We start from the raw sequence: 22697 nt of genomic DNA, 5'->3' as shown, positions 1-22697 counted from the left end.
GGATTTACATATGGAGGAATGAACATGAACTACGTTATCGGAATCGACCTTGGTACAAGCGCAGTCAAAGCGCTGTTAGTGAACCGTAATGGTCAGGTAGTAAAAGAAGCGTCAAGACCATATCCTGTTATGCACGAGAAAACAGGTTACAGTGAGCAAAATCCTGAAGACTGGGTAACGGGCACTTATGAGGCGCTGCAGGAACTGACATCTTCATTGACTGGGGATGAAAAAATCGATGGCATCAGTTTTTCCGGACAGATGCACGGGCTTGTCATGATTGACCATGACGGCGCAGTGATCCGTCCGGCTATTTTATGGAATGATACAAGAACGACGCTTGAGTGCCGGGAGATCGTTGAGGTGCTTGGACAGGATCAGCTGCTCGCGCTGACCAAAAACCCTGCACTTGAAGGCTTCACACTCCCGAAAATGCTGTGGGTGAAAAAGCATGAGCCTGAGAATTGGGGAAGGCTGAGTCAGTTTATGCTGCCGAAGGATTATGTGCGTTACCGCATGACAGGTGAAGTTGCGATGGATCTGTCGGATGCTGCAGGGACGCTTTTATTAAATGTGGAAAAAGGTAAATGGAGTAAAGAAGTGTTGCGTACCTTTCAAATAGAAGAAACACATTGTCCGCCGCTGCTTTTTTCCACTGATGAAGCAGGTTTGCTGCTTCCTGAAGTTGTGGCTTTAACCGGGTTGCAGGCTGATACAAAAGTGTATGCCGGAGGGGCAGATAATGCGTGCGGTGCGATTGGATCAAGTGTGCTGAATGAAGGCATGAGTATGTGCAGCATTGGGACTTCAGGCGTTGTGCTGTCGTATGAGGACAGAGGCGATCTGGATTTCAACGGTAAAGTCCATTACTTTAACCATGGCGTACCGGGCGCTTACTATACAATGGGCGTGACGCTTGCGGCAGGAGACAGCCTCTCGTGGTATAAACGAAATTTCGCCCCGGAATTATCGTTTGAGACGCTCATTGAAGAAGCTGCCAAGACGCCGGCTGGTGCTGAAGGGCTGCTGTTTACGCCTTATATTTCAGGTGAGCGCACGCCGCATTCTGATGCTGTGATCCGCGGCAGCTTTATCGGAATGGACCAGCGACATTCAAGGGGCCATTTTACGAGAGCTGTACTTGAAGGAATTACGTTTTCGCTTTATGAATCCATTCACATTTTCAGAGAAGGCGGCAAGAAGATTGACCGCATTGTATCGATTGGAGGCGGTGCGAAAAGTGATTTCTGGCTGCAGCTGCAGGCTGATATTTTTAATGCGGAAATCGTTAAATTGAATTCCGAACAGGGACCCGGAATGGGCGCTGCGATGATTGCAGCGGTTGGGTCCGGCTGGTTCACTCATTTAAATGAATGTGCGAAACGCTTTTTAAATGAAGAAAAGGTATATGTGCCGAATATGGAAAATAAAGAATCTTATAAAAATTTGTTTTACATCTATCAACAGGTGTACAATCAAACTAAAGAATTAAGTCGAATGCTGAATGACAGTAAGGAGCGTGTTGTGAAATGAAATATCGTCAGTTAGGTAATACAGAACTCAGTTTAAGTGAACTCAGCTTTGGAACATGGGCAATCGGAGGCGCCTGGGGTCAGTCTGATGATCAGGAGGCACTCAAGTCGCTGCATTATGCGATTGACCGCGGGGTGAATTTCTTTGATACAGCGGATGTCTATGGTGACGGCCACAGTGAGGAGCTGCTCGCAAAAGCGACGAAGGGGCAGGAGTCAAGTATTCATGTTGCGTCGAAATTTTGCCGTGCAGGTGACATTCATGATCCGAAAACATATGAGATGTCTCAGGTGGAAGCTTATCTGGATGCGAGTCTGAAGCGTCTTGAGCGGGAGCGGATGGATCTGTATCAGATTCACTGTCCGCCACAAAAGATTTTAGAGGATGGCAGCGTGTTTGGCGTGCTTGATGAGCTGCAGCAAAAGGGGAAAATCCGTCATTACGGTGTCAGTGTGGAGACCGTTGAAGAAGGACTGATCTGTCTGCAGAACCCAAATGTAAAAAGTCTTCAGGTCATCTTTAATATTTTCCGTCAGAAGCCGCTAGAAGAGCTGTTTGTTGAGGCGAAGAAAAAGGGCGTTGGCATTATTACGCGTCTGCCGCTTGCGAGCGGTCTGCTGACAAACAAATTCTCACTCGATCATGAGTTTGAAGAGGATGACCACCGCCGCTTTAATGAAAATGGTGAGCAGTTCAATGTGGGTGAAACATTTGCAGGACTTGGTTTTAAAAAGGGTGTGGAGCTGACCAAAGAGCTTGAGTGGATTGCTGAGGGAAGAGTGAATATGGCGCGTGCTGCACTGCGTTATATTCTTGATCAGGATGAAGTGACATGTGCGATTCCAGGTTTTAAAAATCAGTCTCAGATCCAGGAGAATCTTCAGGCATTGAATACACCTTCTTTTTCTAAAAGTGAACTGAACCGGCTGCATGATTTCTATGTAAAAGAGGTGCACCCTCATATCCGCGGTGCATACTGACGAAAACGTCTGATTGTGACACAATCCAGTTTTTACCGCAACCATTTCGACAAAAAATTAAAAAAACTTTTACGGTTAAGAAGGATAAAGCAAGGGTAGAGGAGAAATAGGTAGTATAGCTTTTAAGATTCAAAGGAGGAGTTCACATGTTGAATTATAATATCAGAGGCGAGAATATTGAGGTAACTCCAGCGATCCGCGAATACGTGGAGAAAAAAATCGATAAGCTAGAGCGCTATTTCAACGATACACCTGATGCAAACGTTCACGTTAACCTGAAGGTGTATAACGATAAGCAGACAAAGGCAGAGGTTACAATCCCTATGCCGAGACTGACTCTTCGCGCAGAAGAGCGTCATGAAGATCTGTACGCAGCGGTTGACTTAATCCTCGACAAGCTTGAGCGTCAGATTCGTAAGCACAAAACTAAAGTAAATCGTAAATTCCGTGAAAAAACAAATGAGCCTGAATTTTTCGCAACAACGGTTGACGCGGAAAATGGCATCGAAGAACTTGAGCCGGTTACTGTCGGCGCTGACGATGGAGACGAAAGCGAGTTCGACATTGTCCGCACAAAGACATTCAACCTGAAGCCAATGGACAGCGAAGAAGCTGTTCTGCAAATGAATATGCTTGGCCACAACTTCTACGTCTTCACTGACGCTGATTCAAACGGTACAAATATCGTGTACAAGCGTAAAGACGGAAAGTACGGCCTGATTGAAACTGAAGCTTGATTGAGAGAGGACGTCCTTTAGGGGGCGTTCTTTTTTGGGTTTTTGGTGCTCTGCGATGGCTGGGGTGATGCAGCCGAATCTGCAGTCGCGACCATTAAGACGGCTCATACGACCACTGCAGCCCGGGATACGACCATAAATTCGGGTGTATCCGACCATAACAGAGTGTGATGTGACCACTATCAGCGAATATGCAACAATTGAACGCCCGCGCACAGCGAAGCCGCCTTGCATGCACTTAGGTAACAAGCCTTTGGTTTCATAAGAGCATGAAGAGGAAGAGGTGCTGCAGCTGTTGTGTGCGGTCACTACATCTGGAGGCTGTCTCACTGCAACAAATCCGGGTGTATCCGACAGCTGAGGTGTGAAACACTGCAGCTGCGAGCAGAAATACTGCAACAGGCTGAACGTGGAAGTGGATCAGACTCGTTCCTACACTCACCAATTTAAAAGGAGGATTCACATGAAAAATAAAGTAGCTCTTGTTACAGGTGCTTCAAGAGGTCTTGGAAAAAGCATAGCGGTCAAACTGGCTGAAGCCGGAGCAAAAGTGATCGTGAATTATTATAACAATCAGGATAAAGCAGAAGAGATTGTCCGCGAGATCCATGCTTTTGGCGGGGAAGCGGTTGCGATTCAGGCAGATGTGACCAGTCATGAAGGTGTCGATAAGCTGGTGACAATTTCAAATCAGACTTTTCAGCAGCCGATTGAGATTCTCGTAAATAACGCAACTGGTCCACAGCCTGAGCTGTCCCTTGAAGATGTAACGTGGGAAGATTATCTGGATCAGCTGCATTTTACCGTGAAAGCCCCATTATTGCTCACAAAAGCTGTAATGACGGCAATGAAAGAAAATCAGTGGGGACGGATTATTAATATTGGCAGTGAAGTTGTGGAGTTAGGAAATCCGGAGTTTTCAAATTATGTTACTGCGAAGTCTGCGGTAATTGGCATGACCCGCTCGTGGGCGAATGAGCTTGGCAAGCACAATATCACTGTAAACGCAGTGCACCCGGGCTTTATTCCGGTTGAGCGCCACGGTGAGGTGACAGAGGAAAGTGCATCTGATTATGTGGCAGGAGTACCTTTACAGCGTCTTGGGAAACCTGAGGATATCGCTGGTATGGTCCGTTTTTTAGCGAGTGATGAAGGTGATTTTGTGACAGGACAAAATATTAACGTAAATGGTGGTAAAACATTTGGTGTTTAAAAGTGCTGGTGCTTAGAATCGGGGCTGCACTGCCACTTCTTTTGCGTTCTCGCGCCACCGTGTTACAATAGTGGGTGATTATTTTATAAAGGAAGTGCCCGAGATGCAGGAAATTGGACGTAATGAGCCGTGCCCATGCGGCAGCGGTAAGAAATATAAGAAATGCTGTGCAAATAAAGTTGTGAATATCGAGACGATTTTAGTGAAGGAACAGATGGACCTTCAGCTTGGCTTTTTAAATGAAGCGATGGCGCCAAAGCAATCATCATTTAAAAAAGATTATGAACATGTGCTTCAGGAAGTGCAGGACGTCTTCAATGAGCCGCAGTTTCTGACTGTATTTCTAACATATATTTTTGGCCTTCACGGCAACCCTTCAAGCTGGGAGCAGTTCCTGGATGAGCGTACGCCTTCAGTGGAACGCCCACGCCTGAAAGAGCTGCTTGAAAGCTGGCAGCACCCGAAGCCGGTGATTGCAGAAGTAACGGAGATGGAAGAGTTGACGCGTGAAGTGGAGATGAAGGACCTGATCAGCGGTGAATCGTACCGTGTGACGATCCCTGAATTCCATTCGTGGGCGCCGATTGATTATCTTTTCACACTGCTGCTTCCATTTGAAGATAAGTGGGTGCCGTTTGGCTTTATGTTCCCGTCCGTGTACACGAAAAAAGAGGCGATCGCACTAAAGTCACGCGTTGAAAAACTGGCTCATGACCGTAATGAATGGATCACAACAGAAGGTGTTGTTGAGGTTATTACAGCGATCATCGCCCGCAGTGAAGCTGAAAGTGACAGCTGGATTGATCAGATGACTGAACCGCTTCAATCTGATTTGCAGAAAGAGTCACTTCATGAGCTGAAATCATTCTGGGATCAGCGCGATGAAGATCTGTCTCTCTTCGCATGCCACATTGCATCAGCGTACTTTGCTGAGCATGGTGCAAAAGTGAGAAAGCCGTCAACTTACCTTGCAACGTTTTCATACCTGATGGCGCAGCACGCAACTGAGCAGCCGATGACGCAGAAAGAAGCTGGTGAAGCATTCGATGTAACAGCTTCAAGCGTGTCTTCAACTGCACGCAAGGTGGAAGAGTGGTTTGTTGGAGAGCTTGAGGAATTGAAGAAGCAGTCGAGATAATTTCTTTAAGTTATTTTATAATGTTTAAAAACGGCACATATATGTACGATGTGCCGTTTTTTTGTGTGAAAATGTAGACCGTCCTGGTAAAAATGAGGATTCAAAAAGCTATCTAAATATTTCGATAATAAAAATGATTACAATTGATCATTTTTATTTTTATATTGACAATAAACTTTCATTTTCATATACTATGAATAATTTCAGGAGTGAAAATTATTAGATATAGAATGATTAATTGAAAGCGGTGAAAAAATGAATAAAGTTGGAAAAAAAATCTTAAAACCGACTTTAGTGATGATGCAAAAAAGATCTGAATTCACCAAATCAGATCTAAAGATTTACAATTACATCATTAACCATAAAGAGTCAATTATATACTATTCATTAACTGAAATGTCGGATGCATGTGATGTGGCTGAAGCTACAATCCTGCGTTTCTTTAAAAAATTGGAGTATAAAGGATTTCAGGATTTTAAATTCATGCTTGCACAGGAAATTTCCAATAGTACAGAAATAGAAGGAGAACAAAATTCGATTGAAAGAATAAAACACCATATGATACAGGCAATAGAAGATTCTGCACAGGTAGCGGATGAGGCTGTCTTAGAAAATATTGTTGATAGATTGGATGAAGCTCATGATATTGTGATTTTTGGCATTGGCGCATCAGGCATCGCAGCTATGGATATGCAAAACAGATTAATGAGAGTTGGAAAACAAGTTCAGGTAGTAACGGATTCTCATTTTCAAATTATGAGAGCTACTACATCGTCGAGTGAAACCGTTGTGGTAGCGATTAGCTTGACTGGGAGTACCAGGGATATAGTAGATTCAGTCAAAATTGCATCTGAAAATGGTGCAACGGTTATAACGTTGACTAATCATGAAAAGTCACCCTTAACAAAATATGCAGATTATGTTCTTTTGTCAGCGTATAAGGAACATCCGCTTGATAGTGGATCTCTTATTGCTAAAATCTCTCAGTTATACACAATAGACCTCATTTGTACCGGATTAGCGATGAAGAATATGGAACAGTCCAAAATAGTAAAAATGAAAATCTCAGAAAATGCCTCTGGCAAACTCTATTGATTAGAGTATGAGATTTAAGAAAGAAGGTCTTGGTATGACCAAGAAGATTTTGCGAGGAGCCAGCATATATGCAGAAGGGTCGAATATACGCCACGGGAGTCTATTTCTGGAGGGGAGTAAAATCGTGGGCATGTCAGAAAGTGTGACAGATCACTCTAAAGACTTAACTGATGATACAGAAATAATTAACTTGAAAAAAGAGTGGACAATCATTCCCGGTTTTATTGATCTGCATATTCACGGTTTAGAAAATGTGGATGTAATGGATGGAAACATTAAGTCGATTAGCAAAATGCAGAAACATCTACCAAAAGAAGGTACTACAAGTTTTTTAGCTACTACAATGACTCAGCATAAGGAATGTATTACCCAGGCAATGAAAGCTGTCAAAAAGGTGATGTCAGAAGATAGAACTGGAGCAGAAATACTGGGTATACACCTTGAAGGGCCTTTTATTTCAAAAGATAAAGCGGGAGCTCAACCTGTTGAACATATAAGTCCGATTGATGCTGACCTTTTTGATTACTGGAACCATCATTCAGGAAACAATATCCGAATCGTAACTTTTGCGCCGGAATTACCAGGTGCCTCAGCCTTTACCAGACATCTTGTATCACAGGGGATTATTTCTTCCTTTGGTCACAGTAATGCGTCATACAGTATTGCAAGTGAAATGATAGATGAAGGAGGTTCTCAGGGCACGCATTTGTTTAATCAAATGAGTCCAATACATCACAGAGACGTCGGATTAGCTGGGGCTCTTCTGTTAGACAGGCGTTGTTATACTGAGGTCATTGCTGATGGAATACATATATCAAAAGAAGCTGTGCAATTTATTTATGCTCTGAAACCGCGCGATAAAATTGTGTTGGTAACAGATTCAATGAGAGCTAAAGGATTATGTGATGGTGATAGTGAATTAGGCGGTCAAAAGATAATTGTGAAAAATGGGCAGGCAACTCTTGAAAGTGGAACACTTGCAGGAAGTACTTTAACGATGAGTGAGGCGTTTAAAAATATCATAGAATTTACAGGATGTTCTTTTGAAGAAGCCATTTCTTTTTGTTCTTTTAATCCTGCAGTTCGGCTCGGGCTGGAATCTCGAAAAGGTTCTATTAAAACAGGCAAGGATGCTGATTTAATCATTTTAGATGAAAATAAAGAGATTGTAATGACTTTTTGCCGGGGAGTGTGTGAGTATGAACGGGATTAAATACAAACTAAAGGTTATTGAATGTGATACTTATGAGAGTCTTAGTAAAAATGCTGCAATGATGATTGTACAACAGATTGCAGAAAAACCGGACAGTGTGCTTGGACTTTCCACAGGTGGAACACCCGTAGGTATGTACAAAGAATTAATAAAACTTTATCGTTCGAATCAGGTTAATTTTGAGAAAGTTAGAACATTTAATCTTGATGAATACGTAGGACTCGATCGTTATCATCCCCAAAGTTATCATCAATATATGTACCAGCATTTATTTAAACATGTAAACCTACCGGAAAATCAGCGTTTTATTCCCTTAGGAGATATGGATTTAATAGAGTCAGAAGTGAATGATTATGAGGAAAAGATTTTAAAGAATGGTGGAATTGATCTTCAAATTCTTGGAATAGGGGAAAATGGTCATATTGGATTTAACGAACCATTTACACCATTTAATCAATCAGTTCACACTGTAAAATTGGCAGAGAGCACTAGAAGGGCCAATGCGAAATATTTTTCATCTATTGAAGAAGTGCCTCGAATTGCAATTACGATGGGGATTGACACTATTATGAGGAGCCAAAAAATTGTCCTGCTAATATCCGGTAATAGAAAAAAGGAAGCTTTTCAAAAGCTAATGTCTTCTCATATTAGCGAAGAGTTTCCTGCTTCTATACTACGTCTACATCGCGATGTAACAGTAATTGTGGATCAGGATGCTTTATTCGAATCAAGTAATCAAAGACAAAGTTCATTATTAAAATAATGCACTAAAATAGTGACATTCAGTCATTGAATACAGGCTGAATAAGCCCTGTAAATTACTTATTACATCAGCTAGATATAAAAAAGACCAATCATACGAGTAGATATTGCTCTGTTGATTGGTCTTACTTTTATTCTGGAAGTTGTATTGAAAGATATTATTTTTGTCAGATGAAATAAATCTGTGTAGGAGAAAAAAACTAATTTTAATTCATTGACTAAATATATTCTCCAATATATAATTTTAAAAAGGATATTTTCTGTCAAAACTATTTTAGAAAGAGGTGCAAAATTGTCATTACATATTTTTTCAGATCATAAGAACGTTAAAAGTTTTCCTGATCACGACGGGTCATGGCCATTAAGCAAGTTGAAAGGTTTTAAATTCAAAGATGTGGACGCTGTAGCCATTATTGGCCTTGGTGAAGAAAAAATTGAGAATGAAGTTATTTCTTCGCTGTGGGAATTTACTGAAGGCGGCGGGATCTTATATGCAGAAAACCTTGCTGTTTTTGACTTTCCTACTTCAAGGCTTTTAGGTTTCAAGCAGGACTTTTCCCAGCTTGCCAGAACAAATGAAAAGCTGATCGTTGAACCAGAACTATGTAATGAGTTAAATGGCTATCTCCTCGAATGGAAGGGGACATATCAGAAAGGTTATTGTACAACAGGTGTTCCTTTGCTATCAGTGGGAGTTTTTAAGGACACTCACAGAAATCTATCCGGGGGCGAAAAACTACCGGCGCTGACTTATCACTCTTTGGGTAAAGGGAGAGTTGTATATGCAGCGTTTCCTCTTTTCGGTCAAACTTCATTTATGGCGTATCGTCCGAATTATTTGTGGAACCGCTTACTTAAAAAAGTTAGTGAAAAGGCGGGAATTGAATTTCCTTCAATTCGTAACCCTATAAAAAGAAGTGATTTGAAACCTGCTGAGTCCATTGAAAGGGTACATGACTGGTTTTTAAAGTCAGGTATTATGCCGAAAATTGATGGAACAGAAGGTGTGTATGAAAATATTCACTCATTTTATCAACAGGTGTCAATGGATAAAAGACCGGACTGTCATGCCCAGTCAGCCATTATGTTTTATTTGTATGGCAAGTATAAAAATGATGATGCTTCGAAAGAAAGAGCATTTCAACTGATAAATTATTTAATCCGTGAAGGTTATCAGGACAACGATCCCTCTTCAGCAAGCTATGGGTTCTGGAAATGGTTTCAGTATCCTGGGACATTACCTGAAGATATGTTCACTGATGATAATTCCTGGGTTACAATTGCACTTTTGTTTTTATATAAAGAAACCGGCATTGATATATTCAGGGAAAGAGGAATGTTAACAGCGGAAGCTTTATTCAGAACACAACACGCAAATGGTCTGCGCCCCGAAAACTATAAAGGGTCGCTTCTTAGATCTCAGGGTGACCGGTATATTAATTCTCTTGCAGTTTCAATGAATCCTCATTTTGAAAGTATTGCTCATACTGCTTTTATACTCGCTTATCAGGTTTCAGGTGATGAGAAGTTTTTGAAAACGGCTTATATGGGAACTGTATATTTATTGAATCATCTGAATGAAATAAAGTGGATGTATAGTAAAACGTCAGCCTATGCCAGATTTTCTCTCGCAATAAGTGGATTATTAAAATTTCAAGATGATGAAAAATTGAGGGATGGTCTGTCCCGTGTGATGGATTACCTGATCAGTCATCAACATTCTTCCGGAGGTGTGGAAGAAGCTGATAACCCCGATCCTGAACGCTATGGTTATGAAGATACTGGCGTGTATATTTATAACGGGGAAGGAATAGCAGATCTGCTGTATACAAATAATTTTATGCTGATGAATGTCTGGGAAGCATGGAAACAAACCGGAAACGAGTATTACTTTGAGTGTTACAGGAAACTTCGTGACTTTTTGGTCAATGTACAGATTGAAAGTGATTCCTGTTTGTATCATGGCGGGTGGATGAGGGCATATGACCTCAATTATGAAGAGTATTTTGGAAATAACGGTGATACAGGCTGGGGGCCATATTGTATGGAAAGCGGTTGGACAAATGGGGTAATCGGAACCGGTCTGCTTTTAGGTCAAATGAATATGAGTTTGTTTGATGATGTGCATGAAGAAATCAGGGAGGCGGATCTTCAGAAGGCTTCCGGAAAAGAGGACTGAACATGACATGTATTATTCCTGATAGAAGCCTGGTAGTCTCATGTCAGGCACTTGAGGATGAACCGCTTCACGGATCAGACACAATGGTTAAAATGGCGTTTGCAGCAATGCAGGGCGGTGCTGCAGGGATCAGGGCGAACGGTATTGAGGATATTAAGGCAATTTCAAAAGCCGTTGACCTTCCTGTAATCGGGTTGTTGAAAAAAGATTATCCCGGGAATGACATTTATATTACCCCGACACTTGAAGATGCACTTCTGGTCAGTCAGGCAGGTGCTGATATCGTTGCATTGGACGCTACCGACAGGGTGAGACCGGATGGCAGGTCACTTTCAGAAACAATTGGCATATTAAAATCTAAAGGAATTCTAGTAATGGCTGATATTTCGACTTTTGAAGAAGGAATAAAGGCTGCTTCTTTTGGTGTGGATTTTGTTTCCACCACATTATCAGGATACACACCATATAGTAAAGCCCTGGACGGTCCGGATCTGGATCTCGTCACAAAGCTTGCAAACGTGCTTGACGTACCGCTTGTAGCAGAAGGAAGAATTAGCACACCTGACGAAGCAGTATCTGCTTTGAATGCGGGTGCATATTTTGTCGTTGTAGGCGGAGCCATTACACGTCCGCAACAAATTACAAAAAAGTTTACTGAGAAAATTCAGGAACGTCAGGCAAAAATTTTATAAGATGAGGGATCGCCATGCATGCAGTTGGAGTTGATGTAGGAGGAACGAATGTCAGGGCAGCAGTCGTTGATGAGAACGGTCAGGTGCTGGATTTAATTAAAGAACCAACTCCGGCCTTTGCACCGGATGTTTTGCCCGTGCTGGTAAATTTAATTGATCATTATCTAAAACATGAAAAGTACGAAATCTCAGCAGCAGGTATCGGACTCTCTGGCGTCATCGATCCTATTACCGGTGTTATTACCGGGGCTGGTGATACAATGCCAGGGTGGCTTGGGACAGAGGTCGGAAAATATTTAAAAGAAAAACTTCCGATCCCTGTAACAATTGATAATGATGTAAATGTTGCGGGATTAGGTGAATTTATTAATAGAAAATTGAATGGACACCCGGTTCATCAGTTCGTATATTTATCAATCGGGACAGGCCTGGGAGGTGCTATCATTCATAACGGTCGTATTGTTTCAGGGAATAACGGGGGTGCCGGGGAAATTGGCCATTCCATACTGTATCCGGATGGGCTAGCCTGTGGCTGTGGTAAAATGGGCTGTGCTGAAAAATATGTTTCAGGAACTGCCTTGAACCAGCTCGCAAAAGAAATCAGTTCAGACTGTCATTCCTATGAACTGCTAGAGCTTTATCAAAGTGGGGACGCCAAAGCAGTGCGGCTCATCAGACAGTTTTTAAGAGATCTTGGGACAGTCATGGTCAATATTCAGGCATATTTTGATCCTGAAGAGATAATAATTGGAGGGGGGTTATCATCAGCATTTTATCTGATGAAAGCCGACCTTAAACGAATTCTGCTTTCTTTAGGTCACCAGCAGGAAGTGAACTGGTCAATCGCTGCAGATGGAGAAAATATAGGAGTGATCGGAGCGGCTTATTTAACTGAACCTGCTGATCTCTCACAAATGAGGTGAAATAGATGGCGGATAAGCCGGATATAAAATTATTAATTCGAAGTTATGCAAATTCATTTACTAAAACTGAAAAGAAGATCGCAGATTATATTATGAATAATATTCAGGAAGCGGTTTACCTTTCAGTCACTGACATGGCTGAAAAAGCCGATGTTGGTGAAACCACTGTGCTGCGTTTCTGCCGCAAATTAAATTTTAGAGGCTTTCAGGACTTTAAAATCTCACTTGCAAGAACATCAAGCGCCGGATCAGATCAATCGGGTGAAGATGGTCAGGAATTTTCCGGTGATAAAGAAAAAAGGGTTAGTCATGTCATTAATACGCACATTGAAGTAATAAAAGACACTAGTCAATATGCAGATGCTGAGTCAATTGAGAAGGTAGTCCAATATATTGTGGAATCTGATAAAATCAGCTTTTTTGGAGTTGGGACATCAGGTCTTGTATCAGCACAGGCTGCACACACTTTTTTACGAATTGGAAAACCTTCTGAAGCGGTCCAGGACTGTCATTTTCAGGCGATGGCTGCCAGTATGCTCTCGGAAAAAGATACTGCTTTCGGGATATCAGTGTCAGGAGAAACGAAAGATACGATCGATCATCTGAAAATCGCTAAAACACGGGGTGCACGGATTGTAGCCATGACAAGCAGTGCGAGATCTGCAATTACAAAAATAGCGGATATTACGCTTCTGGTGGCAGGTAAAGAAAATCCGTTGCATGGAAGCTCAATCACTTCAATTATGTCACAGCTCTCAGTTATTGATGTGCTATATAATGGGGTCCTTGAACAAACAAAAGATACAGCACTGGAAGTAAGGGAACGGACAGCACGTGCTGTGTCAGATAAACAGTCATAATAAAAAAGCAGTTATCCATTTTTAAGCGGATAGCTGCTTTTTTCGTTTGTTTTGTATTTGATGTAATGATTGACCGGTCAGATAGGTAATAATCAATGCCATGACACTGCCAGTGAAAAGAGGAATTATCCCCGGTAATAGCGTAATTAAAAAACCGAGTGCAATTGCGCTTAATAAAATAATCACGTACTGAAAAGGAGAGGCGATCGTGATTAGGAATGTCTGCTTTAAGTACTTCCAAAATGAAAGCTCGAAATGAACATATACAGGAAAGAAAAAAGCAAGCATAGCAGTGAAGATAACAGCCATCAGTCCGATGACAGGGAGAAGGTAAATCCCCAGCTGTTCATTAGAATAGATGAACATAAAATCAATATAAATAATATATGCAATGACACCAAAAATGACTCCATATAGATTTGCTTTTACAAATTGTTGAAAGTAAACATGTGTGAACTGTTTAAATATTTTTAAAGAAAGGTCTTTTTCAATCATCCACTGCTTCGCGATCGTAAACATGGCCACTGTCGCCGGAAACAAGCCGAAAATACCAAGACCAATCACTGTGAAGAGTATCCAGAGGATATTCAGATATGCTGCTCTGATCATCCAGTAAGAAGCTTTATTAAAAGTCCCCCACCCACTCATTTCTCCGCCTCCTTCTAGTCTTTACTATAAAAGACTTAAATGCCATTGCCAATAAGAAAATAACAGGTATGGTATTTAAAGACCAATTAAAGACTTGTCTTTTGGAGAAAAAAACCGTAATGTAATGATTAATTGGAGGATATCTTTTGTGCTTATCAGAAAATTTAGACATGTTAAAAGTTTTGTTAACGCTTACATTATAAAAAACGGCATAATGATTCCTTCCAAAAATCAGATGAAAAGTGAGGGGTTAAAAGAATGAAAAAGACGTGGGTTTGGCTGCCTGTAATAAGTTTGGCTTTAGCAGCTTGCAGTCAGGAAGATGGATCAGATAATGCAAGTTCAAACAGCGATGGTGAGATGTCGGGTGAAATTACAGTATGGGTTCATCCATACACAGGGGATTCGGAAAAAGAAGATGCTATGTGGGATGAAATTGTATCAGATTACGAGTCAGAACATGGTGTGACTGTGAACCTTGAAACAATCCCTTGGGCAAATAGAGATCAGAAAGTTCTTACTGCACTGGCAGCCAATAATGGACCTGATGTATTCTACGCGATCCCTGATCAGATGCCACAATATGCAGATGTGGGTATGCTGCTCGAACTTGATTCTTATCTTGGAGATTACGATCTTGAAAACTTCGTAGAAAGTTCTCTTGTTTCAGTACAGTGGCAGGACAAAACTTACGGGCTTCCTATCCTTCAGGAGGCGTATACATTATTTTACAACACGGATATTGTAGAAGAAATTGGTGAGGATCCTGAAAACCTTCCTGAAACATGGGAGGAATTCACAGCCTGGTCTGAAAAAGCTGTTGAGGCAGGTTATTATGCGCACAGTTTCCAGGGTGGAGGCTCGATGAATGGAACGCTTTATCCTTTCTTGTGGCAGGCTGGCGGGGAAGTATTAACATCGGATGACGAAGTGAAAATTAATGAACCTGAAGCAGTAGAGGCTTTTGAATTGATTAATACAATGTATCAGGATGGGTGGATTCCGGAAGATTCAATCACAGCGATGGCGCATAATGAGCAGTGGTTTAATGGAGAAATTATGGCCATTACCGGATCGGGTAATACACTAAGCCTGTTTGAAAGTGAAGGCTATGAAAATTTTGCCATGGCAGCACCACTAACAAATCAGGAGCAGGTTACTTACGGTACGACTGGAATGTTTGTGGCACCAAGTAATACTGATAATCCGGAAGCAGCAGCTGAATTTATAAAACACGTGACAAATGAAGAAAATCAGCGGAGATTTAATTCTGTTACAAAGTATATTCCAACACGTGAAGCAGCTAAAGACATCTTTGATGGACAGCCACACCTTGAACAAATTGCATCTTATACCCAATATGCGTTACCTGGTGTGATCCATCCGAAAGGCAGAGATATTATGCCTTCTATCCAGGCAGAGCTTCAGTCAATGATGGCAGGTGAAAAGTCACCTCAGGAAGCAGCTGATGCAGCAGCCGCAGCAATCGAAAATGTACTGGCTCAGTAAGAGTTAAATAATGAGAAAAGAGCCTGGGGCGTATATAGTTCATGACGCCCTATGTTCTTTCCTTCAACAGATTTGAGGGGTGAAATTCATGGAAGAGACAGCAAGAGCTACAGTTTCAGGAAAGTCAGATGCACAGCCAATCGGATTAAGATTGAAAAAACATTGGGGAAAGTATGGGATGGTCTACATATTCTTAGTGCCGATTCTTATACATTTTCTGATTTTTCAGGTCTTTCCTTTTGCCTTCAGTCTTGTACTGACTTTTATGGACTGGCGATTTATCGGGGAATCTGAGTTTGTCGGTTTAAAACACTGGATTAACTTTTTTAGTGACACACTTGCTCATAAAGCGATTTGGAATACGGTTTTATTTTCGCTGTACTATATTATCCCCACGATGGCATTAGGACTCATCTTAGCTCTGACGATCAATTCAGGTATTAGATTTGCAGGGATTTTTAAAGGAATTTTCTTTCTGCCAGTTGTTACCTCATTTGTTATCATCGCAGGGATATGGGGATGGATTTTTCAGGGAACTGAAACAGGACTTGTTAACTCGATTTTAGGTGTATTTGGTATTGACTCGCAGTTATTCCTGTCCAGTTCAGGTCAGGCATTAATGGTACTCGCAGGCTTAAGTATCTTGAAGGTTAGTGGCAGTACAATGATTTATTATTTTGCAGGTCTCCAATCTATTCCATCACAGCTTTATGAAGCGGCTAAAATTGATGGGGCAGGTCCCGTACGTATATTTTGGAGCATCACTTTTCCACTGCTGAAACCGATTCATTTTTACGTAGCAATTATCACCACGATCGGATCGTTTCAGATCTTTGATTCCACTTTCCTGCTCACAGGAGGGGGACCGAATTATTCAACAACCACAATCGTTTATTACTTGTATCAACAAGGTTTTGCTTCATTAAATCTTAGTTATGCGGCTGTATTATCATATATTTTGTTTTTCATTATTTTGATCATTTCGCTCATTCAGCGTAAATATATCGGAAAAGACAGCTCAATTTATTGATCATTGAGGAAAGGAGATGAGCGGTTACCATGAAAAGAATCATTGCTTATGCAAGTGTCACGTTTTTTGCAGCATGCTTTCTCTTACCATTTATCATTATGATTTTCGGATCTTTAAGAGACATGCAGTACGCGTTGTTAAGTCCGTCGTATTGGTTTTCAGATCAGCTTACGCTTGAAAATTACCGTTATGTATTAAGTGACGGGATTTTCCTTAGATGGATTTTCAACTCAGTTGTAATTACAGTCATCCCAGTATTTAGTCAAATGTTTTTCTGCACAGTTTTAGGATATATCTTCGCAAAAAAAGTTTTTCCAGGACGTGAGATTATATTCTGGGTGTTTATGGCCGTAGTTATGATACCACAACAGCTTCTGATTATTCCAAAATACATTATGTTTTCAAACTTCGGCTGGATTAATAGCTATGAAGCATTAATAGTACCTGAGATTTGGGGAATTATGGGCGTATTTTTAATCCGTCAATATCTCCAGAATATACCGAATGATTTCGAAGAAGCAGCTAAAATTGATGGTGCTGGTGATTTTAAGATTTTTATGAAAATCATTTTCCCGCTGTCTATTCCGGTGGTGGCAACAGTTGGGACATTTTCATTTATTGCAAACTGGAATGATTTGTTTCAACCGCTGATTTATATGACTCAGGAAAATATGTTTCCGGTAACTGTTGGTCTTGCTTCTCTTTTAGGCAAAGAAGGTCATTTTGGAATTGAAATGGCAGGATCTGCGATTTCCTTTATTCCGACGTTTTTGATTTTCCTGTTCTTCCAACGTTATTTCACAGAGGGCATCCAGTTATCGGGGTTAAAGTAAATATGTTAAAAGTTGGCATTATTGGTCTTGACACTTCACATGTTACACCTTTTGCAAAAGCAATAAGTAATGAACGTGACATCATAATATCGTCCGTATTTCCATGCACATCAGAAGATTTTAGGTTTGCCGCAGACAAAGTTAGTATCAATCTATCGCATCTTAAGAATGACTATGGCGCTGAGCAGGCTCATTCATTAGATCAGTTGATGATTCATAGTGATGTAATTTGGATGGAAACAGCAGATGCAAGGAATCGTTTCAGTCAGTTCAAGAAAATAGCAGATGCAGGAAAACCGGTTTATATTAACAAACCTTTAGCCCTGTCACTAAAAGAGGCAGATCAGCTACTTGAACTAGCTGAACAAAAGGGTGTTCCAGTTATGAGTAGTTCAGCATTAAGATTTGCGAAAGAAATAAAGGTTGATCAAAATAATTTGGTCTCTGCAGCATGCTTTGGACCGATTGAGTGGCAGAAAACACAAAACGGGTATTTCTGGTATGGCATTCATTTAGTCGACATGCTGCATGGTATGACAGGTGCAAAAGTAAAAGAAGTTTCTATTAAAAACTCTAATAAAAAAAATGAGTTTCATTTAAAGGATACAGAAGGTAGAAATCATTTTATGACCTTTCATCAGAATGGAAGTTATAAATATGAAGCAACTATTTCATATCCTGATGAAAAGGATCATAAGGAAATTGGCAGTAATCTGTTTGATGGCTTAATAAAAATGCTTACTGAGTTCACCAGATCAGGAAAGGCGCCTTTATCTCATGATCAGATGCTTGATACCATCCGAATCACAGAAGCATTAAATCACGCTCAGCTATCTTCGGTAAAGGTTAGACTGTAAATTCTTCTGGGTCTTCCTTTATAAGTGAGCTTTTCTTCACCGATAATCCTTACAAGATCGGCATCCATCCATTTCAGCAGGATACGATGTGCGCTTCTGACAGTGATATTAAGCGTTTGAGCGAGTTCCTGTGCTGTATAATCAGTTTTTTTATGTCTGGTAACACGTGCCATCAGTTTTTTCATATAAGCAGCTGACATACCTGCCTGTTCTGCGCGTTCTAGAAAGTCATGATCTGTAATAGAAAGTTCATACTGCTCGTAATCATTTAAGTGTGAAACTTCTACCGGTCCAACAACGCTTCGGTTTTCACGGACAATGTAACAGGCGTTTCCACCAACGTCCTTAGACTGTTTTAATGCAAGTCGGGCATGATTTCCAGCGTCTGCTGCTGACTGCCCAAAACCGATGCCGATACTTGCACTGAATCCAGTCTGCTTTTTAATAGAATGAAGCAGTGGGATATATTTGTAACCACGCGTCTCACTTTCAAATATCCCGCGTGTAGTAATAAACAAATATTCGTCTCCAACCGTTAAAAAGTGACTATCCAGCTGCTTAGCGTAGTCTAAAAGTAATTCCTGGGTTTTAAGTTTTAAAAGCTGTATGTCATGTTCAGATCGGTAAGAGTTAATCACCTGTCTAAAGGAATCAATGTTAATCAGCATAAAAACTATTTGTGTCTCTTTGTTCTTTCTAGTATCAGTGGAAAGTAGTGCGCGTTCTAAAGAGACAATGAAATCCTGTCTGGTTGGTCTGATCAATTGAACGTTATATCCTCCACGCTGCATAGTAGATGCAACTTCAGTGATGCCGGTAATAACAACGCCGCCATTTTTATCAATAAACAATTGATGTTTATTGATTACTTCATCGGTCTGCTGTAAATGATCAGAAGAAATATATCTTTGGGTATCAACTGAGAGGCTAAGATCTTCAAGCACTTGCTCAACATATTCTTTTTCAACTGTATCAATCGTCAATGCGTGTGGTGAAAATATGTGAGATGCAAGCAGTATAGCCCGGTATAATCCAGTGCCGGAAGGTGAAACAACATGAACAGGAATATTAAATTTCAAATGCTGTTTTGCTTCAAGGTAATGCTGCCACTCTAAAAATAATATAACGTCTGAGCTATTCAACAGTTCTTCTGTATATTTTAGAATTTCATCAAAATGATTTGCTTCTTTAAACTCAGGTATAAAGCTTGGAAAAGTTTTAAGCACAGGTTTTAATTCTTGAAAATGATGTTGAGGACCGATGATACCAATTGGGATCCGGGACTCACCAGGAGCTTGATAAACAGTCATCATTTACCCACCTTTTTAGACTTTATTAAAAGACATGTCTTTAATAGATTAAATCTTCAAATAATTTGTGTCAATTTACATATTTCCTTAAAGGAGGAATAAGAAATGAAATCAATTGAACAGCTGGAAATGTTTATGACAGAACCCTCATACGCACTGATCGAGGATTTCAAGAAGCTCGATGGTGATTTGCTTGTTATAGGGGCAGGAGGAAAAATGGGACCCACACTCTCAAAAATGGCAAAAAGAGCGTTTGATGAAATTGGCAGCAGCCAGCGGGTGATCGGAGTATCAAGGTTTTCTAATCATGTACTGAAAGAGGAGCTTGAACAGTATGGAATTGAAACCATTTCCTGTGATTTATTAGATGATGAAGCCCTTCAAAACCTTCCTGATGTCAAAAATGTCATGTACATGGCCGGTAACAAATTTGGGACTACTGGAAATGAGCATTTCACATGGGCAATGAATGCTTATATTCCGGGAAGGGTCGCAGAGAAATATAAAAATTCAAGAATTGTTGCTTTTTCAACAGGGAATGTATACCCACTAACAGATGTCTCTAAAAATGGCTGTGATGAATTGCATCCGGTAAACCCTGTTGGTGAGTATGCTCAATCATGTCTGGGAAGAGAGCGTGTTCTGACTCATTTTTCTCATAAGAACAATACAGAGATGCTGATATTCAGACTTAATTATGCAATTGACCTTCGTTACGGTGTCCTGCTCGAAATTGCTAATCAGGTTTTCCATGATCAGCCTGTTGATCTGACAATGGGGAACGTCAATGTCATCTGGCAGGGAGATGCTAATGAATATGCCCTCAGGTCTCTGCTTCATACTGAAAGTCCTGCAAAAATCCTGAATGTCACAGGGCCTGAAACATTATCAACCAGATGGATTGCAGAACAGTTTGCTGCAAGGTTCGGAAAAACAGTGAGCTTTATTTCAGAGGAGTCAAACAGAGCACTTTTGAACAATGCTTCTGAATCACACAAGCTTTTTGGATATCCGCGTGTCTCTGTAAAAGAAATGATTGATTTAATCGCTGACTGGGTTAGTGATGGAGGCTATACATTAAATAAGCCGACACACTTTCAGGAAAGAGAAGGAGCGTTTTAAATGATCCCCCAAAAAATCAAACAAAAGCTAATGGATGGGACAGTGATTCCCGCCCATCCGCTTGCATTAAATGAAGACAAAACACTGGATGAAAACGGTCAGCGCGCACTCACCCGCTATTATATTGAAGCAGGAGCCGGCGGTGTTGCAGTAGGTGTTCATACAACGCAGTTTGAAATCAGGGATCCCGAAATTAACCTGTATGAAAGAGTGCTGGGGCTTGCGATGGAAGAGATCGAAACAGCGGATGTTAAGCATGATTTTATCAAAGTTGCCGGTCTTGCAGGAAGAACAGAGCAGGCTGTAAAAGAGGCGGAGTTTGCAGCTGGTAAAGGGTATGATCTCGGGCTATTAAGTATGGGGGGGCTGAACGACTGGAGTGAAGAGGAATTGCTCGATCGCGCAAGAAAAGTAGCGGATATCATTCCATTATTCGGCTTTTACCTGCAGCCAGCTGTTGGTGGCAGAAGACTCAGCTATGACTTTTGGAAAGCATTTGCTGAAATTCCAAATGTTCATGCAATTAAAATCGCACCATTTGACCGATACTGTACGCTTGATGTGGTCCGGGCTGTTGCAGCTTCGACGCGGAATGATCAGATTGCACTCTACACAGGCAATGACGATAATATCGTAGCTGATTTATTAACAAATTATAAAGTACAAACTGATCAGGGTGTAGTTGAAAAGCAGATCGTTGGCGGGTTACTTGGTCACTGGTCTGTGTGGACCAAAAAAGCAGTCGATTTATTTGAACAGGTACAACAGGATAGAGAACAAGGACATATCTCATCTGAATTGCTTATTGCAGGTCAGGAGGTAACAGATGCAAATGCAGCCTTCTTTGATTCTGCAAATCAATTCAAAGGCAGTATTGCAGGGATCAATGAAGTGCTGAGGAGACAGGGGCTTCTCAAAGGAAACTGGTGCCTGATGGATCATGAGACACTCAGTCCGGGACAGTCAGAAGAAATTGACCGGATCTTTTCACAATATCCTCATTTGAGTGACAATGAGTTTGTCAGAGCGAATGTAAACAGGTGGCGGCAGGAGTGAAATTTACGATGAAGAAAGTGACTGCAAGAAATGGCCGGGCTGAGCTGGTGACAGCTGAAATGCCTTTATTAAAAGAAGGATATGTTCTGATCAAAACACAATTTTCCGCTATATCTGCCGGCACTGAGAAAACAATTATTCAGATCAGTAAGGAGAATCCGATTGATCTGGGCTATAGTGCGATGGGGATTGTAACAGAATCTAAGGCTCCGGGGCTTGAACCTGGAGACCGAGTGGCCTGTTACGGTGCTCCTTATGTCGGACATAGAGAGTGGCTCAGCGTACCAGCTACACTTTGTGCAAAAGTGCCTGATAATGTCTCTTCTGAAGCAGCGTCACTGTGTGGAATAGGGGCAATTGCCATTCATGCATTAAGAACGGCATCATTGCAATTTGGCGAAACTGTTGCAGTTGTCGGGCTTGGTCCATTAGGAAGATTAATTGCTCAAATAGCTGATGCCGCTTCATATCATGTTATAGGCTGCGATTTGAGCAGAAAACGCGCAGAATCTATCAGAGAGCTTGGGATTATAGCTGAGACCCGATTGGAAGAAGTTGAATCTAGCATTCTGTCTGAAACTGGCGGTAATGGTGCTGATGCAGTGCTGCTATGTACCGGAGGGAAAAAAACACCCCTGACTGGTGAAAGTATACAGTGGGTCAGAGATAAGGGGAAAGTGGTCATCGTAGGGGACGTTGAGCCTGATTTCCCCCGTTCAGTAATGTTCCAAAAAGAAGCCCAAATTCTGATTTCCCGTGCAGGCGGACCGGGGAGATATGATCCGGTTTATGAAAAAGATGCAGTTGACTACCCATATGGATATGTACGGTGGACTGAAGGACGTAATATAAGGGAATTTTTGCGGCTAATATCTGTTGGAAAGATTGATGTGACTGCATTTCATCAGAATAAACGAAAGCTGGCGGATGCATCAGAAACATTTGAGGACATCTTTAATCCGGAAGGTGCACTCACCTATATTATTGATTATAGAGCCTAAAAGAGA

At 41.2% G+C, this 22697-nt stretch carries 21 protein-coding genes; 19 read left to right on the top strand and 2 right to left on the bottom strand.

Features of this window, described 5'->3' with window-relative positions; genetic code table 11:
• Positions 1–24 precede the first annotated feature (24 nt).
• From xylB to JOD21_RS13770, 12 genes are all read left to right on the top strand, one after another.
• Positions 25–1533 carry a xylulokinase gene (xylB, locus tag JOD21_RS13825; RefSeq protein WP_204730177.1) on the top strand — a complete coding sequence of 503 codons (1509 nt, stop codon included), beginning with the start codon at positions 25–27 and terminating at the stop codon, positions 1531–1533.
• Positions 1530–2513, top strand: a complete 984-nt coding sequence (locus tag JOD21_RS13820) for an aldo/keto reductase (RefSeq protein ID WP_204730176.1) — start codon at positions 1530–1532, stop codon at positions 2511–2513. Before xylB ends, JOD21_RS13820 begins: the two co-directional genes overlap by 4 nt.
• Positions 2514–2659: 146 nt before the next feature.
• Positions 2660–3250 carry a ribosome hibernation-promoting factor, HPF/YfiA family gene (hpf, locus tag JOD21_RS13815; protein WP_239581598.1) on the top strand — a complete coding sequence of 197 codons (591 nt, stop codon included), beginning with the start codon at positions 2660–2662 and terminating at the stop codon, positions 3248–3250.
• A gap of 463 nt (positions 3251–3713) precedes the next feature.
• Positions 3714–4463 (top strand): SDR family NAD(P)-dependent oxidoreductase, encoded by a 750-nt coding sequence (locus tag JOD21_RS13810; RefSeq protein ID WP_204730175.1) that lies wholly within the window; start codon positions 3714–3716, stop codon positions 4461–4463.
• Positions 4464–4566: 103 nt separating this feature from the next.
• Positions 4567–5601 (top strand): YecA family protein, encoded by a 1035-nt coding sequence (locus JOD21_RS13805; RefSeq protein ID WP_204730174.1) that lies wholly within the window; start codon positions 4567–4569, stop codon positions 5599–5601.
• Positions 5602–5856: 255 nt separating this feature from the next.
• Positions 5857–6696, top strand: coding sequence for a MurR/RpiR family transcriptional regulator (locus tag JOD21_RS13800; RefSeq protein WP_204730173.1), 840 nt, complete (start codon positions 5857–5859; stop codon positions 6694–6696).
• Between the two features lie 34 nt (positions 6697–6730).
• Positions 6731–7909: an N-acetylglucosamine-6-phosphate deacetylase gene (gene nagA, locus JOD21_RS13795; protein ID WP_204730172.1), complete on the top strand. Its 1179-nt coding sequence runs from the start codon at positions 6731–6733 to the stop codon at positions 7907–7909.
• Complete coding sequence (gene nagB / locus JOD21_RS13790) at positions 7896–8672, top strand: glucosamine-6-phosphate deaminase (protein ID WP_204730171.1); 777 nt, start codon at positions 7896–7898, stop codon at positions 8670–8672. The genes nagA and nagB overlap by 14 nt, the downstream gene beginning before the upstream one ends.
• Positions 8673–8963: 291 nt before the next feature.
• Positions 8964–10850: a hypothetical protein gene (locus tag JOD21_RS13785; RefSeq protein WP_204730170.1), complete on the top strand. Its 1887-nt coding sequence runs from the start codon at positions 8964–8966 to the stop codon at positions 10848–10850.
• 2 nt (positions 10851–10852) lie between these two features.
• Entirely contained in the window at positions 10853–11542 is a 690-nt protein-coding gene (locus tag JOD21_RS13780) for an N-acetylmannosamine-6-phosphate 2-epimerase (RefSeq protein WP_204730169.1), read from the top strand.
• A 14-nt stretch (positions 11543–11556) separates the two neighbouring features.
• A complete protein-coding gene (locus JOD21_RS13775) occupies positions 11557–12465 on the top strand; it encodes an ROK family protein (protein ID WP_204730168.1) in 909 nt (302 codons plus the stop codon).
• A 5-nt stretch (positions 12466–12470) separates the two neighbouring features.
• Entirely contained in the window at positions 12471–13325 is an 855-nt protein-coding gene (locus JOD21_RS13770; protein WP_204730167.1) for a MurR/RpiR family transcriptional regulator, read from the top strand.
• Between the two features lie 21 nt (positions 13326–13346).
• On the opposite strand, the gene JOD21_RS13765 is transcribed toward JOD21_RS13770, so the two are convergent.
• On the bottom strand, positions 13347–13973 hold the full coding sequence (locus JOD21_RS13765) for a YesL family protein (protein WP_204730166.1): 627 nt from the start codon (positions 13971–13973) through the stop codon (positions 13347–13349).
• A gap of 258 nt (positions 13974–14231) precedes the next feature.
• On the opposite strand from JOD21_RS13765, the gene JOD21_RS13760 reads away from it, so the two are divergent.
• The 4 genes from JOD21_RS13760 to JOD21_RS13745 all read left to right on the top strand — a co-directional run bounded on the left by JOD21_RS13760 (position 14232) and on the right by JOD21_RS13745 (position 18202).
• Positions 14232–15482, top strand: a complete 1251-nt coding sequence (locus tag JOD21_RS13760) for a sugar ABC transporter substrate-binding protein (RefSeq protein WP_204730165.1) — start codon at positions 14232–14234, stop codon at positions 15480–15482.
• 178 nt (positions 15483–15660) lie between these two features.
• Positions 15661–16512, top strand: a complete 852-nt coding sequence (locus JOD21_RS13755; protein ID WP_380268791.1) for a carbohydrate ABC transporter permease — start codon at positions 15661–15663, stop codon at positions 16510–16512.
• 29 nt (positions 16513–16541) lie between these two features.
• Positions 16542–17345, top strand: a complete 804-nt coding sequence (locus tag JOD21_RS13750; protein ID WP_204730163.1) for a carbohydrate ABC transporter permease — start codon at positions 16542–16544, stop codon at positions 17343–17345.
• A gap of 2 nt (positions 17346–17347) precedes the next feature.
• On the top strand, positions 17348–18202 hold the full coding sequence (locus JOD21_RS13745; protein ID WP_204730162.1) for a Gfo/Idh/MocA family protein: 855 nt from the start codon (positions 17348–17350) through the stop codon (positions 18200–18202).
• Here JOD21_RS13745 and JOD21_RS13740 read toward each other — a convergent pair.
• Positions 18172–19512 (bottom strand): helix-turn-helix domain-containing protein, encoded by a 1341-nt coding sequence (locus JOD21_RS13740; protein WP_239581597.1) that lies wholly within the window; start codon positions 19510–19512, stop codon positions 18172–18174. The genes JOD21_RS13745 and JOD21_RS13740 overlap by 31 nt on opposite strands.
• A gap of 105 nt (positions 19513–19617) precedes the next feature.
• Here JOD21_RS13740 and JOD21_RS13735 point away from each other — a divergent pair, with 105 nt between their 5' ends.
• From JOD21_RS13735 to JOD21_RS13725, 3 genes are read left to right on the top strand one after another with little or no spacing between them, the layout of a single operon-like run.
• Positions 19618–20634, top strand: a complete 1017-nt coding sequence (locus JOD21_RS13735) for an NAD-dependent epimerase/dehydratase family protein (protein WP_204730160.1) — start codon at positions 19618–19620, stop codon at positions 20632–20634.
• The gene (locus JOD21_RS13730) at positions 20635–21690 is read left to right on the top strand and encodes a dihydrodipicolinate synthase family protein (protein WP_204730159.1); all 1056 of its coding nucleotides are present in this window, start codon (positions 20635–20637) and stop codon (positions 21688–21690) included.
• 8 nt (positions 21691–21698) lie between these two features.
• Complete coding sequence (locus JOD21_RS13725; RefSeq protein ID WP_204730158.1) at positions 21699–22691, top strand: zinc-dependent alcohol dehydrogenase; 993 nt, start codon at positions 21699–21701, stop codon at positions 22689–22691.
• Positions 22692–22697 lie beyond the last annotated feature (6 nt).

This window comes from Jeotgalibacillus terrae, from assembly GCF_016908195.1.
GTDB classification, from domain to species: domain Bacteria; phylum Bacillota; class Bacilli; order Bacillales; family Jeotgalibacillaceae; genus Jeotgalibacillus; species Jeotgalibacillus terrae.
The sequence above is the reverse complement of the archived record's forward strand: the minus strand, read 5'-3'. Positions and strand labels throughout refer to the sequence as shown.

Excerpts from the sequence above, each read along its gene's own strand:
- xylB (WP_204730177.1), top strand. The coding sequence starts at position 25 with ATGAACTACGTTATCGGAATCGACCTTGGTACAAGCGCAGTCAAAGCG.
- JOD21_RS13820 (WP_204730176.1), top strand. The coding sequence starts at position 1,530 with ATGAAATATCGTCAGTTAGGTAATACAGAACTCAGTTTAAGTGAACTC.
- hpf (WP_239581598.1), top strand. The coding sequence starts at position 2,660 with ATGTTGAATTATAATATCAGAGGCGAGAATATTGAGGTAACTCCAGCG.
- JOD21_RS13810 (WP_204730175.1), top strand. The coding sequence starts at position 3,714 with ATGAAAAATAAAGTAGCTCTTGTTACAGGTGCTTCAAGAGGTCTTGGA.
- JOD21_RS13805 (WP_204730174.1), top strand. The coding sequence starts at position 4,567 with ATGCAGGAAATTGGACGTAATGAGCCGTGCCCATGCGGCAGCGGTAAG.
- JOD21_RS13800 (WP_204730173.1), top strand. The coding sequence starts at position 5,857 with ATGAATAAAGTTGGAAAAAAAATCTTAAAACCGACTTTAGTGATGATG.
- nagA (WP_204730172.1), top strand. The coding sequence starts at position 6,731 with ATGACCAAGAAGATTTTGCGAGGAGCCAGCATATATGCAGAAGGGTCG.
- nagB (WP_204730171.1), top strand. The coding sequence starts at position 7,896 with ATGAACGGGATTAAATACAAACTAAAGGTTATTGAATGTGATACTTAT.
- JOD21_RS13780 (WP_204730169.1), top strand. The coding sequence starts at position 10,853 with ATGACATGTATTATTCCTGATAGAAGCCTGGTAGTCTCATGTCAGGCA.
- JOD21_RS13775 (WP_204730168.1), top strand. The coding sequence starts at position 11,557 with ATGCATGCAGTTGGAGTTGATGTAGGAGGAACGAATGTCAGGGCAGCA.
- JOD21_RS13770 (WP_204730167.1), top strand. The coding sequence starts at position 12,471 with ATGGCGGATAAGCCGGATATAAAATTATTAATTCGAAGTTATGCAAAT.
- JOD21_RS13765 (WP_204730166.1), bottom strand. The coding sequence starts at position 13,973 with ATGAGTGGGTGGGGGACTTTTAATAAAGCTTCTTACTGGATGATCAGA.
- JOD21_RS13760 (WP_204730165.1), top strand. The coding sequence starts at position 14,232 with ATGAAAAAGACGTGGGTTTGGCTGCCTGTAATAAGTTTGGCTTTAGCA.
- JOD21_RS13755 (WP_380268791.1), top strand. The coding sequence starts at position 15,661 with ATGGTCTACATATTCTTAGTGCCGATTCTTATACATTTTCTGATTTTT.
- JOD21_RS13750 (WP_204730163.1), top strand. The coding sequence starts at position 16,542 with ATGAAAAGAATCATTGCTTATGCAAGTGTCACGTTTTTTGCAGCATGC.
- JOD21_RS13745 (WP_204730162.1), top strand. The coding sequence starts at position 17,348 with ATGTTAAAAGTTGGCATTATTGGTCTTGACACTTCACATGTTACACCT.
- JOD21_RS13740 (WP_239581597.1), bottom strand. The coding sequence starts at position 19,512 with ATGACTGTTTATCAAGCTCCTGGTGAGTCCCGGATCCCAATTGGTATC.
- JOD21_RS13735 (WP_204730160.1), top strand. The coding sequence starts at position 19,618 with ATGAAATCAATTGAACAGCTGGAAATGTTTATGACAGAACCCTCATAC.
- JOD21_RS13730 (WP_204730159.1), top strand. The coding sequence starts at position 20,635 with ATGATCCCCCAAAAAATCAAACAAAAGCTAATGGATGGGACAGTGATT.
- JOD21_RS13725 (WP_204730158.1), top strand. The coding sequence starts at position 21,699 with ATGAAGAAAGTGACTGCAAGAAATGGCCGGGCTGAGCTGGTGACAGCT.